This is a genomic window from Spongiivirga sp. MCCC 1A20706 (assembly GCF_046524175.1).
Lineage (GTDB): Bacteria > Bacteroidota > Bacteroidia > Flavobacteriales > Flavobacteriaceae > Spongiivirga.
In genome coordinates this window covers 634,791-651,537 of record NZ_JBEFZF010000002.1, presented here as the reverse complement: position 1 = coordinate 651,537, position 16,747 = coordinate 634,791, and the positions used below count along the sequence as shown (strand labels likewise).

18 protein-coding genes are annotated in these 16,747 nt (G+C 37.0%); 16 read left to right on the top strand and 2 right to left on the bottom strand.

Going from position 1 to position 16,747, the window contains the following annotated elements:
• Window positions 1-66 precede the first annotated feature (66 nt).
• Together ABN763_RS07085 and ABN763_RS07080 are read left to right on the top strand one after the other, a co-directional pair.
• The gene (locus tag ABN763_RS07085; RefSeq protein WP_410484745.1) at window positions 67-1,386 is read left to right on the top strand and encodes a M16 family metallopeptidase; all 1,320 of its coding nucleotides are present in this window, start codon (window positions 67-69) and stop codon (window positions 1,384-1,386) included.
• A 25-nt stretch (window positions 1,387-1,411) separates the two neighbouring features.
• On the top strand, window positions 1,412-3,487 hold the full coding sequence (locus ABN763_RS07080) for a M16 family metallopeptidase (protein WP_410484744.1): 2,076 nt from the start codon (window positions 1,412-1,414) through the stop codon (window positions 3,485-3,487).
• A gap of 48 nt (window positions 3,488-3,535) precedes the next feature.
• Here ABN763_RS07080 and ABN763_RS07075 read toward each other — a convergent pair whose 3' ends face one another.
• Window positions 3,536-4,510 (bottom strand): DMT family transporter, encoded by a 975-nt coding sequence (locus ABN763_RS07075; RefSeq protein WP_410484743.1) that lies wholly within the window; start codon window positions 4,508-4,510, stop codon window positions 3,536-3,538.
• Between the two features lie 141 nt (window positions 4,511-4,651).
• Here ABN763_RS07075 and ABN763_RS07070 point away from each other — a divergent pair, with 141 nt between their 5' ends.
• The 14 genes from ABN763_RS07070 to ABN763_RS07005 all read left to right on the top strand — a co-directional run bounded on the left by ABN763_RS07070 (window position 4,652) and on the right by ABN763_RS07005 (window position 16,422).
• Window positions 4,652-5,044, top strand: coding sequence for a heavy-metal-associated domain-containing protein (locus ABN763_RS07070; RefSeq protein ID WP_410484742.1), 393 nt, complete (start codon window positions 4,652-4,654; stop codon window positions 5,042-5,044).
• A 67-nt stretch (window positions 5,045-5,111) separates the two neighbouring features.
• Window positions 5,112-5,474 carry a hypothetical protein gene (locus ABN763_RS07065; RefSeq protein WP_410484741.1) on the top strand — a complete coding sequence of 121 codons (363 nt, stop codon included), beginning with the start codon at window positions 5,112-5,114 and terminating at the stop codon, window positions 5,472-5,474.
• A 130-nt stretch (window positions 5,475-5,604) separates the two neighbouring features.
• Window positions 5,605-5,931, top strand: a complete 327-nt coding sequence (locus ABN763_RS07060) for a hypothetical protein (RefSeq protein ID WP_410484740.1) — start codon at window positions 5,605-5,607, stop codon at window positions 5,929-5,931.
• A 103-nt stretch (window positions 5,932-6,034) separates the two neighbouring features.
• Window positions 6,035-7,045 carry a transporter gene (locus ABN763_RS07055; protein WP_410484739.1) on the top strand — a complete coding sequence of 337 codons (1,011 nt, stop codon included), beginning with the start codon at window positions 6,035-6,037 and terminating at the stop codon, window positions 7,043-7,045.
• 54 nt (window positions 7,046-7,099) lie between these two features.
• Window positions 7,100-7,522 carry a hypothetical protein gene (locus ABN763_RS07050; protein WP_410484738.1) on the top strand — a complete coding sequence of 141 codons (423 nt, stop codon included), beginning with the start codon at window positions 7,100-7,102 and terminating at the stop codon, window positions 7,520-7,522.
• Window positions 7,523-7,526: 4 nt separating this feature from the next.
• Window positions 7,527-8,771: an NAD(P)/FAD-dependent oxidoreductase gene (locus ABN763_RS07045; protein ID WP_410484737.1), complete on the top strand. Its 1,245-nt coding sequence runs from the start codon at window positions 7,527-7,529 to the stop codon at window positions 8,769-8,771.
• 102 nt (window positions 8,772-8,873) lie between these two features.
• Window positions 8,874-9,992, top strand: a complete 1,119-nt coding sequence (locus tag ABN763_RS07040; RefSeq protein WP_410484736.1) for a helix-turn-helix domain-containing protein — start codon at window positions 8,874-8,876, stop codon at window positions 9,990-9,992.
• 139 nt (window positions 9,993-10,131) lie between these two features.
• Window positions 10,132-12,060, top strand: coding sequence for a tetratricopeptide repeat protein (locus tag ABN763_RS07035; RefSeq protein ID WP_410484735.1), 1,929 nt, complete (start codon window positions 10,132-10,134; stop codon window positions 12,058-12,060).
• A 1-nt stretch (window position 12,061) separates the two neighbouring features.
• Window positions 12,062-12,682 carry a response regulator gene (locus ABN763_RS07030; protein ID WP_410484734.1) on the top strand — a complete coding sequence of 207 codons (621 nt, stop codon included), beginning with the start codon at window positions 12,062-12,064 and terminating at the stop codon, window positions 12,680-12,682.
• Window positions 12,683-12,791: 109 nt separating this feature from the next.
• A complete protein-coding gene (locus tag ABN763_RS07025) occupies window positions 12,792-14,081 on the top strand; it encodes a PQQ-binding-like beta-propeller repeat protein (RefSeq protein ID WP_410484733.1) in 1,290 nt (429 codons plus the stop codon).
• Window positions 14,082-14,108: 27 nt separating this feature from the next.
• Complete coding sequence (locus ABN763_RS07020; protein WP_410484732.1) at window positions 14,109-14,966, top strand: hypothetical protein; 858 nt, start codon at window positions 14,109-14,111, stop codon at window positions 14,964-14,966.
• Between the two features lie 38 nt (window positions 14,967-15,004).
• Window positions 15,005-15,193, top strand: coding sequence for a hypothetical protein (locus ABN763_RS07015; protein WP_410484731.1), 189 nt, complete (start codon window positions 15,005-15,007; stop codon window positions 15,191-15,193).
• 2 nt (window positions 15,194-15,195) lie between these two features.
• On the top strand, window positions 15,196-15,729 hold the full coding sequence (locus tag ABN763_RS07010) for a hypothetical protein (RefSeq protein WP_410484730.1): 534 nt from the start codon (window positions 15,196-15,198) through the stop codon (window positions 15,727-15,729).
• An 18-nt stretch (window positions 15,730-15,747) separates the two neighbouring features.
• The gene (locus ABN763_RS07005; protein WP_410484729.1) at window positions 15,748-16,422 is read left to right on the top strand and encodes a porin family protein; all 675 of its coding nucleotides are present in this window, start codon (window positions 15,748-15,750) and stop codon (window positions 16,420-16,422) included.
• 40 nt (window positions 16,423-16,462) lie between these two features.
• Here the strand turns inward: ABN763_RS07005 and ABN763_RS07000 are convergent, their stop codons facing one another.
• Complete coding sequence (locus tag ABN763_RS07000) at window positions 16,463-16,681, bottom strand: hypothetical protein (protein WP_410484728.1); 219 nt, start codon at window positions 16,679-16,681, stop codon at window positions 16,463-16,465.
• Between the last annotated feature and the right edge of the window lie 66 nt (window positions 16,682-16,747).

Genomic DNA, 16,747 nt, shown 5'->3' with positions numbered 1-16,747 from the left:
ATGTAACAATACTGGTAGGAACGCGTCCTACCACTAGTTTAAAAATATTTCAATAAAAACACACTAATGAAAAAACAATTGCTAGCTGCCTCTGCTTTGCTTGCGTCACTTGCCGTAAGTGCACAAGAGGTGAAATTTGAAGAGTTCGATCTAGCCAATGGCATGCATGTTATTCTTCATCAAGATAATACCGCTCCTGTGATAACCACGTCGGTTATGTACGAGGTAGGCGGTAAAGACGGAGATCGAGAGCGCACAGGTTTCGCGCACTTTTTTGAGCACCTTTTATTTGAAGGAACTAAAAATATTGAACGAGGTTCGTGGTTCAAGCTTGTAAGTTCTAATGGAGGGACAAATAATGCTACCACTTCTTTAGACCGAACTTATTACTATGAAGTATTCCCTTCAAATAATCTTCAATTAGGTTTATGGATGGAATCTGAGCGATTACTTCACCCGGTTATTGATACCGTTGGAGTCAATACTCAAAATGAAGTAGTAAAAGAAGAGCGTCGCCAGAGTTATGACAACCGTCCATACGGAGGCATTTTAGAAGCTATCCAAAAAAATCTGTTCGTAAAGCATCCGTATAAGGACCCTAACGTAGGCTATATGGAGCATCTGGATGCTGCTACTTTAGAAGAGTTTATGGCGTTCAAAGACAAATACTATGTGCCAAACAACGCTGTGCTAGTAGTTGCTGGCGATTTCGAGCCGGAATCAACCAAAAAAATGATCAAAGACTATTTTGAGCCAATTCCACGAGGGAACGATATTGAACGTAACTATCCAGTTGAAGAGGATATTACTGAAACCATTAAGGCAAAAGCCTATGATTCGAATATTCAAATTCCTGCTTTAGTTTTAGGCTACAGAACACCTGGTTTCAAATCGAGAGATGCCAGAGTTTTAGATATGATTTCTTCTTATTTAAGTGATGGGAAAAGCTCTAAATTATATAAGCGCTTGGTTGATGAAAAGAAAATGGCCCTGGCCGTTCAAGCGATCAACCTTAGTTTACAAGACTACAGTATGTACATATTATTTGCCTTACCTCAAGGAGAAAACTCAATGGCCGATGTTCAAAAGGAAATTGATGAGGAAATTGTTAAACTACAAACTGAGTTAATATCTGAGCGCGACTACCAAAAATTGCAAAACAAGTTTGAAAATCAGTTTGTAAATGCTAATTCTAGTGTTGAAGGAATCGCTTCATCATTAGCAACTTACTACATGCTATACGATGATGTAAACCTCATCAATACCGAAATTGACATTTACCGCTCAATTACTCCGCAGGAGATTATGAGTGTGGCTAAAAAATACTTGAAGCCTAACCAACGTGTAGAGCTTGAGTATTTACCAAAAAGCGCTAACGAGAACTAAAATGAACGTATTGAAAACCATACACATGAAAAATAAAATTTTAAGCCTTGCTTTTCTATTCCTATTTACCATAGTAGGGCAAGCACAAATAGACAGAAGTCAGCAGCCTAAACCGGGCCCGGCTCCTAAAATTAACCTAGGAAAACCCTTCACATTTAAACTTAGTAATGGTTTAAAAGTATTGGTTGTAGAAAATCATAAATTACCAAGAGTATCTGCAAGCTTACGTATTGACAATCCGCCACATCTTGAAGGTGATAAAGCCGGCTTATCAGGCTTAGTAGCCTCTATGATGGGTAACGGAACTACCAGTATTGCGAAAGATGCATACAACGATGAAGTAGATTATTTAGGTGCTCGTATTAGTTTTGGTTCTAGTAGCGCATTTGCTTCATCATTATCTAAGTATTTTCCACGAGTTTTAGAATTAATGGCAGATGGTGTTATCAATCCACTTTTAACTCAAGACGAGTTGGATGCAAAACGCGATCAATCTATTGAAGGGTTAAAGGCCGATGAGAAAAATGTAGGTGCTGCGGCATCAAAAGTGCGTAGGGCGTTAGCATATGGTACCAACCACCCTTATGGCGAATTCGAAACTGCTGACACTTATAAAAACGTAACGCTTGATGATGTAAAAAAATACCACCGAGATTTCTTTGCTGCCGAAAATGCGTATTTAGTGATTGTAGGCGACGTAGAATCGAAAGAGGTTAAAAAACTAGTTAAAAAGCAATTTCAAGATTGGAGAAAAGCAGCTGCCCCAGCAGTTACATATTCTAATCCTAAAAATGTACAGTATACCCAAGTCAACTTCGTTGATATGTCGAATGCCGTGCAGTCAGAAATTTCTGTTGTAAATACTACGGATTTGAAAATGAATGATGCGGATTACTTCCCAACACTAATTGCTAACCAAATTTTGGGTGGCGGCGGCGAAGGTCGGTTATTCTTAAACCTAAGAGAGGATAAGGCGTTTACATATGGAGCGTATTCTAGTGTAGGCAGTAATAAATATGGTTCTTCATTATTTAGAGCAGGTGCTACCGTTCGTAATGCTGTTACTGATAGTGCGGTTGTTGAGTTTTTAGATGAGATCAATAAAATTAGAAATGAAAAGGTTTCTGCTGAAGAACTAAAAAACACGAAAGCTAAATATGTTGGCCGTTTTGTACGCGCATTGGAGCGCCCACAGACTATTGCAAACTATGCGCTAAATATTGAGACACAAAATCTGCCTGAAGATTATTATGAAACCTATCTTCAAAAAATCGAGGCAGTTACCGTTGATGACGTACAGCAGGCAGCACAAAAACATTTTGCCGCAAAAAATGCCCGCGTAGTGGTTACTGGTAAGGGTAGCGAAATTGCAGAGAAGCTTTCTAATATGCGCTATGATGGAAAACCATTACCGATTAAGTTTTACGATAAAAATGGTAAATCGGTACCAAAACCAGATTTCAATAAAGCTGCACCAGAAGGGGTAACGGCAAAATCAGTATTACAAAAATATATTGATGCTATTGGCGGAGCGGATAAACTTTCGAAGGTGACGTCGGTTTTGGTAATTGGGGAAGCGAAAGCTCAGGGTATGACCTTAGCATTCGAACAACGAAGAACTTCAAAAAAGCAATTTTCGCAAGATGTAAAAATGGGACCAAATTCGGTGATGAAACAAGTACTGAATAAAGATAAGGGCTACATGATGATGCAGGGTCAAAAAATGGATATGGACACTAATATGGTCAATGGTTTTGTTACTGAATCGTATCCGTTTTACGAAATGACATTTGTGAACGATGCCAACATCAAATTTGAAGGGATTGAAAAAGTGGATGGAAAAGATGCCTACAAGATTAAATTAAGCGATACTAAGGCAGCTTTATATGATGTTGAAACAGGGCTAAAGGTTAAAGATTTAACCAAAGTGAGTATGGGAGGTCGTACTATGGAATCTGGTCTTGGTTTCGGAGACTACAAAGAAGTAGGTGGAATTAAATTCCCATTCCTATACAAGCAGTCTCAAATGGGACAGACTATTGAAACAGTAGTAAAAGAAATTAAAGTAAATGAAGGAGTTAGTGATGCTGATTTCAACTAAACTTTCTTTTCATTCAATATTAAAAAAGGAGCTGTATAGCTCCTTTTTTTATGCTTTCTTATTAACCAGGTAAACTCCTGCCAAGATTAAACCAGCAGCTAACATTTGGATGATGGTAATTCGCTCGCCATCTAGTAACCCCCAGAATATAGCAACTACGGGCATCATATAGGTAACAGAAGTTGAAAAAACCGGATTTGATATCTGTATCAATCTATTGAACAATACTTTTGCCAGCGCGGTACCAAAAACAGACAACAATAGCACATAACCAATCGATATTTGTACGGTCTTAGATGTCATTACCTCAGTTGCGAAAAAGCCGGTATACATTAAAACCCCTAATGCGAAAGGGACAATAAATAAAAAAGTACCCGCAGTTAAACCTAGCGCATTGAGATCTTGTAAATAGCGCTTCACGATGTTTACATTAAGCGCGTACATTACGGTTGAACTAATGACAAAAAGCGAATAGTAATAATTTTGATCTGGATTAATACTGGCACCTTTTAAAATTAAAATTGCGGTACCACTTAAACCGATTAACACCCCGAGTACTTGAATCCATCTGGTTTTAATTCTAAATAACAATACTCCTGTAATAATTGTAATTAAAGGCACTAGGGAATTTAACATCGATGCTACTGCGCTGTCGATTTCAGTTTCAGCATAAGCAAAGAAGAATGCCGGAAAAAATGTTCCCAAAAATCCAGCGAGAATAAGATGTTTCCATGAAGTCTTGGGTATATCTTTTAGCTGTTTATATCCTAAACCAATAACGACGATTCCTGACATGATGATTCGCAATGCACCTAGTTGCATTGCTGTAAGTCCCACAAGCCCCTTTTTAATCAGAATAAAACTGCTACCCCAAATTAATGAGAGAATGATAATTAGTGCCCACTTGTTGGCGTACAACTGCTTTCGCCATTTAATGACAACAAAAAGTAGCACAAGAATTGCCAAGATGGCCTTTATGATTCTTTGATCAATAATAGAATCACTTAGTAATAGGTAAGTCATACTCTTAACATGCAGGTATTTAAAGCGCTGTTTTTAACAGGTATTCGCCAAAATTTAACGCAAAAGTGGCATTTTTCACTTGATTTAATGTGCCTATTTCGTATAATTTTGTCATATTCGTAAAAAGATGGCTAAGAAATTATGAAAAAAGTGTTTCCCCTTATTCTTGTAATGCTACTTGTCGTTGCATGCAAGAAACAATTGAGTCAAAATGACAATTCAGTAGATAAAACAACCATAGCCAAAGCTAGTTTTGGTACTACAGAAAAAGCTGAGTTGGTTATTAGCGGTATGACATGTGCCGTTGGATGCGCAGGTACCATTCAAAAAAGCCTAGCAAAAGTAGAGGGTGTTCAATCTGCTGAAGTTGATTTTGATCGTCAATTAGCAATGGTTGAGTATAACCCTTCTAAAGTTGTTTTACAAGACCTTGAAAATACCATCCGCAAAACTTCTGATACGTATAAAGTAATCTATGCAAAAAAAGTAGACACTTTTAGTAAAAAAGAAAGTGCGGAAGAGCTATCTAAATGAACCAAAGGCATAGAAATTATTGGCCTTAAAAATAAAGTCGGGCCCTATAAAACTTAAGAAATATTGGATGAAACGATCAGGAAGAGAACAACTTTGGATCGCTTTGTCCAATTTTTATTTAGACAATGAGCTAGACGATTATCACTATCGTCAAGTTGCCGCTATATGCAATGAATATAACTTCTCATTTGATGAGGCTAAAAACATAGACAAAACCGAAGTTTTTCCAACATTATACTCCAATTTACTTTCCATTGCTGGCATTTGGGATGGTTTTGATGAAGATTGGTTAGTTGAACAATGTTCACGCAATCAACTTCAAAAAGATAGGGTGATTTTTAAATGTAAATCTATCATCAAAACGCTTTTAGCTGGCCATTTTTTTAAAGAAAACTGGAAGAATTTTGACCGAGTAGTCAGTGATAGATAAAACATTACCTAACTATACTTAAAAGCTAGATAATTTCTTGAAGCTATTGTATTTTTGCACCAAATTTTGGCATCATTTTTAAATGAACCGGTCTGCTGCTATTTTTTTCACTTTTCTATACATCTTAGCAATGCTAAGACCAGTTGCTCCACTTTTTGTTTATGTGGTTAATCAGGATTATATAGCCGAGTTTTTATGTATTAACAAAGATAAACCTGAGTTAGCATGTAAAGGTAAATGTCAGTTGATGATAATGTATGAGGAACAGGAAAAAGAAAACAGTAAAAATGCTCCTCGGATTGCTCTGGAAGAATATCCAATCGGATTCGTAAACTTCATTCTTTTAAAAGAAAAACCACAAACAGTTAACGCAACCAATAATAGCTTTCACTATATCAACAATTACCGTTACAGGTATAGTTTCCAGGATGATCATCCACCAAATTTAAATTCTTAGTCACATCAATTTATTGGGTCCATTCTAACCGCCATCAATTTGATGACGCAACTACTCATGACCCTAATTCAACATAAAACAATAACTAAGAATTGATATTTCAATGAAAAAACTTTTTTATGCCATTTTATTTATGGCTACTACTACATACGCACAAGAATTGGAAAGCACAAAATGGATGGGCAATCGACCCGATGGCCATGCGCCAATATCAGTTATGGGTGACCACACCCATGGTAAAGGAGAATTGATGTTCTCATACAGATATATGTATATGAACATGGAAGACCTTAATCGAGGTAGCAACAATGTTTCATTCCAAGACGCATTATCAGAATACATGGTAACTCCAACCAGTATGCCAATGAATATGCATATGCTAGGCATGATGTATGCTCCAAGTGACAAAATCACTTTAGTAGCAATGGCAAATTATGTAGACAGCGAAATGGAACATTTAACTAGAATGGGAAGCACATTTACTACAGAAGCATCTGGTTTTGGAGATTTAAAAGTTGGAGCGTTATACACGTTTTTTAATAAAAATAGTCAACAACTGCATGGGCAAATTGGTGTTTCTATTCCTACAGGGAATATCGACATAGAGGATGTCACCCCAGCTTCTTCGCCAAATGAGGTAATTTTACCGTACCCCATGCAAATTGGTAGCGGAACATTTGATGCCGAATTGGCGCTAACCTATTTAAAGCAGTGGATTGGTTGGTCATTCGGTTCGCAAGTCAGAACCACCATTCGTACCGGCATTAACGATAACGACTACCGTCTTGGAAATCGATATACTATCAATAATTGGTTTGCACATAATGCCACCGATTGGCTTAGTTTTTCAGGTCGAGTGGAATTTGGCACTATCGATCGTATTGAAGGAGCAAATCCGGCTTTAAATCCCATGATGGTTATTACTGCCGATACAGTTAATTCAGGAATGACCTACGCGAATGCGGCTATTGGTTTTAACTTATATGCATTTCAAGGCGGATTGAAAAACCTTCGTTTTGGTTTCGAAGCAGCATTACCTTTGTTTCAAAATATGAATGGCATACAATTACGAAATAAAGAAACACTAACTTTCGGGTTACAATACGCACTTTAATAATTACATCTCACCGGCAATGCCGGTGAGATTATAAAACATAAAACAACACTTATGAAATACCTAATTTTAACAGTAACCTTGTTTTTTCTAACAGCAAGTTGCAAAAATAAAACTGAGCAATCTGACACAACGAAAGAACCCACTCAAATGCAACGTGTCATGGCCGTACATGATGAGGTAATGCCTAAGATGGGCGAGATTGGGAATCTTATAAATAATTTAAAAGAAAAACAGGACTCTACAAACACTCAAGCCTACGAGAAAGCTATTGAGGATCTGCAAAATGGCCATGATGCTATGATGACTTGGATGCAAGATTTTGGTGAACGCTTCGATTATGAAGAAAGTATGAAGGGAAAACCACTTACTGAGCAAAAAAAGGAGTGGTTAAATGAAGAGGAAGAGAAAGTGAAAATAATGCGCGATAAGGTGATAAATAGCATTAAAAATGCTGAGCAACTTTTAGATAACTAATCTCATGGATAAACCTGAAAAAACCATTTATATAATTGGGGGCGGCATTAGCGGGATGATAGCAGCAATAGCGCTTACAAAGCAAGGATACTCCCCTCAAATAATCGAAGCCTCCGACCGATTAGGTGGTCGGGTAAAGACGGATATTGTAGATGGATATCAATTAGATCATGGTTTTCAAGTGCTACTTACAGCATATCCTGCAGTAGCTAAATATCTAAATGTAGAAAATCTTGATCTTCAAAAGTTCTGGCCTGGCGCAGAAATATTTTTTGACGGGAAGAAAACCAGAATTGGAGACCCGACAAGGAATCTCAAATTATTACTTCCAACTGTTTTTAGCTCAGTGGGCAGTTTAGGTGATAAATTCAAAATTCTGAAACTCAATATCTGGCTAAAGAAAAAACCACTACCCGAGATCTTTGAAATTGAAGAAACTTCTACACTAACTTTTTTAAAGAACTATGGTTTTTCAAATACAATCATTGATCGATTTTTTAAGCCATTTTTCAGTGGTATTTTTTTGGAGCCAGATTTAGCGACTTCCAACCGGATGTTTTTGTTTGTTTACAAAATGTTTGGTGAAGGTTTTGCGGCACTTCCAAAATCAGGTATCGAAGCGATCAGTCAACAGCTAGCGACTAAGATAAATAGTGAAAACATAAAACTAAAAGCCGAAGTGGCTTCAATCGACGGAAATACTATTAGTTTAAAAGATGGTAGTACACTTGAATCTGACTATACTATTATAGCTTGCGATCCTAGTAAGTTAGTTTCTAGTTTTAAAGGGCCATCTATTCAATGGAAATCATGCGACAACCTGTATTTTGAAACAGATGAATTCCTGCGTGATCCGTTAATTGGATTGATCGCAGATGAAAATGCCCTAATAAACAACATCTTTTTTCACAACACTTTAAAAACTCAAAGTACGGGGAGTAAAAATCTGCTATCGGTTACTGTGGTGAAAGATCATCAGTTAACTGAAGGCGATCTGGTTGCTAAAGTTGTCGATGACCTCAAACAGTTTTGTAAGATAGACCATGTGAGATTTGTAAAGCACTATCAAATAAAAAAGGCACTACCTGATTTGGACAATTTACAAAACGATCTGGAACCGCTCGAAGCTCAATTAACAGAAAACACCTTTATCGCCGGTGATCATGTATTAAATGGGTCTTTGCATGCGGCGATGGTTTCGGGTGAAAAAGCGGCTTTAGCTGTGGTTAATGTCATAAAAGCCAATTAGCGACATTCTGTTGTCGGTGCTTGCCCATGTAAGTGCATTCATTCTCAGGATTAAAGAAATGTTTTTTGTACTTTACCTTAGGTAATTAAAACAGCACATTTTTTGAATTTATCATTTGTTCAAGGTCTTGTTTTAGCGGGTATTGTTCAGGGAGTTGTTTTTTCTGGAATTGTTTTCTTTTCAAAAAAGTATAAAGAGCGTTGTCTGAAGTTTCTCGGCGCACTCATCTTAACATTTACCTACAGTAACATTCAATATCTTTTACCAGAAATTGGTGCAATTTCACTTGGCGATATGTATGTCTACCTATTTTTACCTGTCGCAACGCTAGCACCACCATTGTTGTACACCTATGTGCGTACCTATTTACTTCCTCACAAAGCGTTATCTACTGGAGAAAAAACTTGGTTTGCTCCCTTTATTATGTTCCTAATACTCACATTGATCTTCCGTTTTGCACGAATTTCCGGGTATGAAAATGACTCATTTTATAGGTTTTTCAATGTTGCACTTAATTTACAAGAGCTGTTAGGTATTGTATTAATGATTGTTTTGTCGTGCATCTGTTTCTACAAAGTAAATGCGTTTTTAAAGAGTCATAACACAAAAGGATCAGTAATGATAAAACAAAATCTTGGCTGGTTGAAAATAACGTTAGTACTCCTATTTATCACCACTATGCTTTGGGGATACGCGGCAATAAACAACATATTTTTCGCTGGGTTTAATCCTGTTTTATTTTACGGTTTATGGTTAGGCATGTCTTTTTTGATTTACTGGTTGGGTTATGTTGGCGTATATAAATTAGGAATTTTGAAAGAGCGACAACAAATCCATTCTTACAGGCAGAAGAAAGGTAGTAAGATGAAAGATAGAGTTGCAAAAAATCCCAAACTTGAAATGTTACATAATTTGATGGAACATGACCGCATATTTTTAAATCCTACCATTTCTTTAAATGCGGTAGCTGAACGGTTAGATCTTAGTCCAAGTCATTTATCACATGTACTAAATAATGAGCTACAAACCAACTTCACCAATTACATTAACCAATACCGGGTGGCAGAAGCCAAACTGTTGTTAAAAAATCCCACTTTCAGCAAATACACTACTACTGCCATTGGTTTAGAATCAGGTTTTAATTCAAAATCAGCCTTTTACCGTGTTTTCAGGGAATTAACAGGAAAAACCCCCGCAGCTTTTAAGAAAAAAGAAGTTTGATGATATAAGTATTTTTAGCGACAAGCAAAATTGTTGTCCTATTTTATAGGAATTGCCAGAAATTGGGAACGTCTTTTTGTGACCGATCAGTATTTTAACGTTTCCCCCAATTTTCATTTTAAACAGCTGTTTGCCGGTTATGAATCGAATTAATTATTGGAGGTTTTTCTTTTTATTTCTTATTGTACAAAATGCATTTCCGCAGCCTCAAAAAACGCAATTTAAAGCAGAAACGTTGACAGCACTTCATGAAACGCTAAAAACCGTCGAAAAGTCAAACGACGATTTGATTTTAACAATTGCCGAAAAGGCGCAACAGTTACAAAGCAATCTACAGAAAGAAGCTATGACTCCGTTTCTTGAAACACTGAGTCAGTTGGTAGATCTACAAGATAATGCAAGACTGTCATTTATATACCATATCATTTCATCAAGAAATTTATTGTTCTACCATAAGTATGAGATGGCTATTGAATTGGCAGAAAAAGCAATTCATTTGAAAGAACATGGAGCACCCGAAGAAAATATTTATCTATATACTACTTTAGGTACATGTTATTATTACACTGCTAATTATGAAAAAGCACTAACCTACCACTTAAAGGCGCTTGATATTTGTAGCACCTCTGAAATTTCAGGTTGTTCCAGCGGTATTTACAACAATATGAGCGTGGTGTATATGGGTTTGGCTGATTGGGATAAATCGCAACGGTACACCCAGCTAGCGCTAGATAGCAGTGAGACAACAAAAAACGACTTTGAACGATCAAGAGCCATAGGTAATATGGCGATCATTTTTGCGGAGCAAGGAGAATTTGAAGAATCCGAAAAATGGTTTTTAAAAGATTTAGAAATGGATTTCGAAAGTGGTGATAGCATATCGGCTGCTAGGAACTACAACAACTTAGGGATCCTGTATGAGTATCAAAATAAACACAAAAAAGCACTGGAATTTTGCGAGAAAGGATTAGCACTTGCTAAGGCAATGAATGATGAAGCTTCAATAGCTTTGGGCTATCAAAACGTGGGGAATGCACACAGAAAGTTGGGTAATACACAACAAGCGTTGGATTACTTTCAATTGGGAATGAAAATGACACAGTCTTTAGGCAACAGAGATAAGCTTAGGGATGCCTATTTTAACCTTTCAGAGTTTTATGAAACCATAGGTAATTATAAAAATGCGAATAAATATCTAATGCAATACATTGACCTTAATGACAGCATTGTGGGAGAAAATCATTTGAATGCCATCAAAAAAATAGAAATTGAATACGAAACCCAAAAAAAGGAAAATGAAATCCTTAAACTTTCTGAAAAGCAGCTGATTAATGAAAGAACAATCGCTACACAAAACCGATGGGTAAAACAACTATTTTTTGGCCTGATTGCGGTCTTAATTTTAGGCATTCTTTCTTTTTTTATTTACAAACAACGTTTACAAAACAAAAAACAAGAAGAATTAATTCTAGCCATATCAGAAACACAAACTGAAGAACGCAAACGCATTGCGCAAGATTTGCACGATAGCATAGGTGGCGCACTAGCATTAGCAAAAAACAAGGTGGAGGCAGCGGCCGATATCATAAATCCAGAACAACCCACTCTTACTGAAGCTATTCATACCTTGATAAAAACAAGTAATCAAGTTCGGCAAATTTCACATAATTTAATGCCAGGTGAATTGGTTCGATTTGGTTTGGCAGCAGCCATTAGTACGTTGTTAGAGCAGCTAAATACCGAGGCGCTTAATGCGCAATTTTATAGCACGAAAATGGAGCAACGTATTGAACCGGTTAAGGAAGTACAACTGTACAGAATTGTACAAGAAACCTTACAAAATGTGCTCAAGCATGCAAAAGCAAAAAATGTGTTTGTACAACTAAATAAGCACAAAAACTTTTTGAGCCTCATGATCGAAGATGATGGCATTGGTTTTAAAGAAACAACAAATAAAGGCTTGGGAATTTCCAATATTGAACAACGCATTAAAATGCTTAAAGGAACATTTAATATTGATTCAAAACTAGGCATTGGGACCACAATTAACATTCAAGTACCTGTATAATATGATACAAATTGCAATTGCTGACGATCATCAACTTTTTAGAGAAGGCCTCGCTTCGATGCTAGATCAACATGATGAGATTACCATTGTCGGACAAGTGGCAGACGGTAACGAGGCACTCCAACTTCTAGAAGTTACAAAACCGGATATCTTATTGTTAGATATTGAAATGCCCATTGTTGATGGTTTCTCGGTTTTAAAAGCAATGAAAAAAGGTCATTTGAGTACCAAGGTATTAGTGTTAACCATGCATGACTCCAATACTTTTATTAAAAATATTGTTGCAGCGGGGGCGCATGGTTACCTTAAAAAAGATACAGCAAAGCGAACACTCATTGAAGCCATTAATCAATTGGCAAACACAGGAAGTTACTATCCGCCAGAAACCGCTCGCTTGGTTTTTGAAAGTCTTCGTGAAAAAGAGGATGAAAAAGTGGTAACACCACGAGAGAAAGAGGTCATTACATTAATCTCAGAAGGGTTAACCACAAAAGAAATAGCAGCAAAACTTTTTCTAAGTAAGCATACGGTCGAATCACATCGCCAAAATATTCTACTGAAACTTGATTTAAACAACAGCGCTGAGTTGGTAAAATATGCCATGAAAAAAGGTTGGGGGTAAAATTCCCCATACCGCCTAGTAGTATTCAGCCATATTTCATTTTGGTATTTTCAAGCTAAAATTTCACGCTTTTAAAAAATGATCTTGCATACAGCTAAAATTCAAGGTCATGAAAAATTTTAAACCACTATTGCTCATAATTTTCCTATTACTCGTTGTAGTTGCTTGTAATAAAGAGGAAGAAGAACAAGAAATTGAAACCAGCGAAAGCTTTGATGACTTCAATAAAGCAGTTGATATTTATTTTGTTAATGGCAATATATTGTATGGTGTTAGAGATAACGATAGTGTTGGTGGTGCGAATGCACCTGATCTTGAAAAGTTTTTGGAGTACGAGATACCCTCTAACGACCCAACTACGGCAACGCCTATTATTTTTGATATTACTGAATCAACTGCAGCCGTTAAAAACTACGAAGCGTATCAGCTTGCCTTAGCTACAGGAAATGGAGGTGTTGTTTATGTTGATGTACCTGATGATATTACCAGAAACAATGCCCTTGGAGGCAATGTTTTTCGGTATCATCCGATCACCAAAAGCATTAATGGATCACTACGCAGTTTTATTGGTAGTAGCACGGGCACCTTTAGCTGTATTACCAATAATGGCGGAACCAGAATTTGGGCATTTGAAAGTCCTACAGTAGGCGGTTTTGAAGGCGCAACTTTCGCCGGAACAAACCTTGTCGTAACTACAGTGAGTAACGGTTGGGTATATGCGCTTGATGAAACAGATGGTAGTTTGGTGTGGAGTTATGATACAGGAGATTTGATACAATCAAAACCAAAAGTCATCGGCGGAAAGTTAATAGTAGCACGTCAAGACGGAACCATCTTTGCCTTAAATCCTAATGATGGTAAAGAAGAATGGAATAGAAAAGTATCCGGTCCGATTCTTACCGTACCTAGTGAAAATTTTGCACAAGCACCCAATATTAATCCAAATGCGCCTACTTTTTTGGTGAGTTCATTGGATCGAAAAGTATATGATGTGTTACTTGATAATGGAGATATCAATTGGTCTATTGAATTAGATGGATCTATTTATGGTTCAATTGCGTATCATGATAATCATGCATACGCAGTTACCAACCAAGGAACGTTGTATAAACTCGATATTCCTGGCGGGCTTTTCATAGAATGGGAAGTAACCCTGCCAGGCAATACACCAACAAATAGTTCACCACTTTATGTGCCTGTATTTAATCGAATTTATATAAACAATAGTTCAGGTTTATACGGTATCGATGCTGAAACCGGCACCATTGTAAACAAATTTATTATAGGTGAGACCGGAGCGGATCAAGGCAATGCAAATTATCAAAGCTCTCCAGTGGGACTTGAGCTTCCTAACCGATCTCAGGGTAATTTCTTTCCAGTATTTCCTCCCAATATATGATTCATATAATTTCAAAAAAACGAAAAAATGAGAACGCCATTTAATATCCTAATCGTTGCTTTTATCCTATCAGTCATTTCCTGCAATAAAGAAGATGACCAACAAAACAACAATCCAGCTAATGAAGACACATTGCTGCAAAATATCAACAATCGTTTCACTTTTACGCCTAATCAAAATTTTGAAGCGCTGTATTTATGTGCAAGAAGAAATTCAAACCTAGCCTGGTATTTCAATTTTCATACCAACGGTACTTTTGATGTGTTATTTACCACTGATACGAATCAAGACTTTTCTTTTCAAGGAACTTATACCTATACTAATAATCAATTAAATCTTCAAATGAATGGAGGTCCGAACATGCCATTTCCAAACGGGCTAAACGAAACCAGTACCGTTATTATGCCACAGTTCGGTGTAGTTGCAGCTTTCGCAACTAGTGAGATGATCGCAATATGCGTTGGTCATGGTTTAAACACGCAACAACCGCCCCGTATTAATGCAGATTATGCATGTCAAGATATAATACAAGCCGCCACGCGAGAGGAGAACGTAATTGAATTGGTTCATAGGACGGTACCTACATCGTTTGCAGTTCTCGGATCCACATTCAGACAAAAAGATATCTGGGTTGATGGTGCCGCAAATCCCATTATTCGTAGAGGTTATGGTATTTACCGTCAGGTAGGTAATGAGTTTTATGCCTCGTTTAGAATCGCATCTGATTTTGCTGACTTCGCACAAGGCCAATTACCATTTGATGTTGGTATTGTAAACCCCCCGTTCGATGATTTTAACGTCTTAAGCGGACGCATTGAAAGTAGTGGGCAGCAGTTAATTATCGATCAGCTACCTGCGGGAGAAAACGCATGCATCATTAGATAATTTTTTTGGCTTGCAACTAATATTTTAAATAAAACGTCATGAATTTAGTAAGTACTTTTTTTGAGATGTTCCCCTATACAATTATCCTAAAAGTTAAGAGTAGAAGACAATCGAAAACGAAAAAGACTTTTGGCAAAAAAGACATTTTTCAAAGTTGCTTGAACATTAGCTGCCATGAGCTTGCTAAAGAAATGGGGTATAAAACCAAACAACGCTTAAAAGAATAATTATGAAAGTATATGTAGTTTTTATCGCAATGACAGTATCGATATCAATGGCTGCACAAAATAAGGTCTATGTAAATAATAAGCAGGTATCTGAAAACACAATTCATCAGTTGAAAAAGACATATGGAATAGCCATTGCCAACGGTAGTTATTGGTACGACAACATATGTGGTGCATGGGGTTACAGCGGAGGAAAGACAATGGGTTTTATCCCGGCCCGATTACCCATTGGTGGAAGATTACAATCAAATGCCAGCAACGGAAGATCAGGTGTATTTGTTAATGGACGGCAATTACCCTTCGCAGACGTTAGCGCCCTAAAACGCATTATCAATGTCGTTCCCGGAAGGTTCTGGCTAGATCATAAGGGTAATGGTGGCTACGAAGGAATGCCACCTACTTTTAATCTTATATACCTATCAAGAAAATCAGGAGGCTCTAGCTTTTATCGAAACAGTTATACGGGCATTGGTTCTGGAAGTAGTGGTGGCACATCATATGTCATAGGAAAAGGCTGGAGTGTAATAACTAATTAAACTTAAAAACATTAAAAAATGAGAAAAACAACCAACTGTTTATATGCACTAATAGTATTGTTTACTATTAGTAGCTGTTGTACAGGAAAACAGAGCTTTTTTTGCAATGCAGAATTTAGCACAGCTGGTGGAATCAACTTTTCTAACATTAGCGAAGAAGACGAATACGACGGCTACGGTGGCTCCAATAATTCATCACGTATTGGATACCAAGTTGGAGTAAATGCCTTGTTGCCAATAAATGAGAATTTTGGTGTTCAACCTGGATTAGGTATTGCTAGTAAAGGCACGAAAAGAGATTTTGAAAGTGAAGGAGGCGAATTTGGAGAAATGCCTACCTCTTCGGAAGAAGTAACCAGTCTTACCTATTTAGACATTCCAATATTAGCTCGTTATCAATTTAACAACAGTGGTTTTCACACTTTTGGAGGACTCCAACCCTCTTTTTTATTGAATGCCAAGCTTAAAAATGATGAAAACAATCAAATGAATCAAAATACCAATGTAACAGATCAGTTCAAAACTTTTGATACCGCTGCTGTATTTGGTTTAGGTTATGGGTTTGGAAATGGGGTTTCGTTAAATGCCAGATATGATTTGGGGCTTTCTAATATTAGTGATAATCAAAATTTTGGCCAGTCCAAGTTGCGAAATCGCTCATTCAGGATATCCTTAGCGTACACATTCAATTAACGAAAAATAAAAAGGAGCGATTTTGATCGCTCCTTTTTATTTACATCGGCCTTCCTTTCAACCGTTTTTCAATCTTCCGTTTTACGACGGTTAAACGTTTCATCAAATCCATGATATTAGCATCACGGTTTTTCTTATATAGTTCATTCAGACTTAAAATTAATTCCTTTACCTCCCTAGATGCCACGATACGGTCGCTAGTAGTTTTAAAGGAGGTCTTTCTTGTCTCGAATTCTTCTGCTCTTGCAATTAAATCCATAACGAATATTGTTTAAATTTTCTGACCCTAAAATAGTATTGAAAACAACTTTGTTCACCATGTTTA

What these genes read in the sequence shown, in the direction of transcription:
- ABN763_RS07000 (WP_410484728.1), bottom strand. Translation starts at nt 16,681, where the DNA reads ATGGATTTAATTGCAAGAGCAGAAGAATTCGAGACAAGAAAGACCTCC.
- ABN763_RS07010 (WP_410484730.1), top strand. Translation starts at nt 15,196, where the DNA reads ATGAAAGTATATGTAGTTTTTATCGCAATGACAGTATCGATATCAATG.
- ABN763_RS07075 (WP_410484743.1), bottom strand. Translation starts at nt 4,510, where the DNA reads ATGACTTACCTATTACTAAGTGATTCTATTATTGATCAAAGAATCATA.
- ABN763_RS07035 (WP_410484735.1), top strand. Translation starts at nt 10,132, where the DNA reads ATGAATCGAATTAATTATTGGAGGTTTTTCTTTTTATTTCTTATTGTA.
- ABN763_RS07045 (WP_410484737.1), top strand. Translation starts at nt 7,527, where the DNA reads ATGGATAAACCTGAAAAAACCATTTATATAATTGGGGGCGGCATTAGC.
- ABN763_RS07055 (WP_410484739.1), top strand. Translation starts at nt 6,035, where the DNA reads ATGAAAAAACTTTTTTATGCCATTTTATTTATGGCTACTACTACATAC.
- ABN763_RS07005 (WP_410484729.1), top strand. Translation starts at nt 15,748, where the DNA reads ATGAGAAAAACAACCAACTGTTTATATGCACTAATAGTATTGTTTACT.
- ABN763_RS07060 (WP_410484740.1), top strand. Translation starts at nt 5,605, where the DNA reads ATGCTAAGACCAGTTGCTCCACTTTTTGTTTATGTGGTTAATCAGGAT.
- ABN763_RS07080 (WP_410484744.1), top strand. Translation starts at nt 1,412, where the DNA reads ATGAAAAATAAAATTTTAAGCCTTGCTTTTCTATTCCTATTTACCATA.
- ABN763_RS07020 (WP_410484732.1), top strand. Translation starts at nt 14,109, where the DNA reads ATGAGAACGCCATTTAATATCCTAATCGTTGCTTTTATCCTATCAGTC.
- ABN763_RS07030 (WP_410484734.1), top strand. Translation starts at nt 12,062, where the DNA reads ATGATACAAATTGCAATTGCTGACGATCATCAACTTTTTAGAGAAGGC.
- ABN763_RS07015 (WP_410484731.1), top strand. Translation starts at nt 15,005, where the DNA reads ATGAATTTAGTAAGTACTTTTTTTGAGATGTTCCCCTATACAATTATC.
- ABN763_RS07065 (WP_410484741.1), top strand. Translation starts at nt 5,112, where the DNA reads ATGAAACGATCAGGAAGAGAACAACTTTGGATCGCTTTGTCCAATTTT.
- ABN763_RS07085 (WP_410484745.1), top strand. Translation starts at nt 67, where the DNA reads ATGAAAAAACAATTGCTAGCTGCCTCTGCTTTGCTTGCGTCACTTGCC.
- ABN763_RS07025 (WP_410484733.1), top strand. Translation starts at nt 12,792, where the DNA reads ATGAAAAATTTTAAACCACTATTGCTCATAATTTTCCTATTACTCGTT.
- ABN763_RS07050 (WP_410484738.1), top strand. Translation starts at nt 7,100, where the DNA reads ATGAAATACCTAATTTTAACAGTAACCTTGTTTTTTCTAACAGCAAGT.
- ABN763_RS07070 (WP_410484742.1), top strand. Translation starts at nt 4,652, where the DNA reads ATGAAAAAAGTGTTTCCCCTTATTCTTGTAATGCTACTTGTCGTTGCA.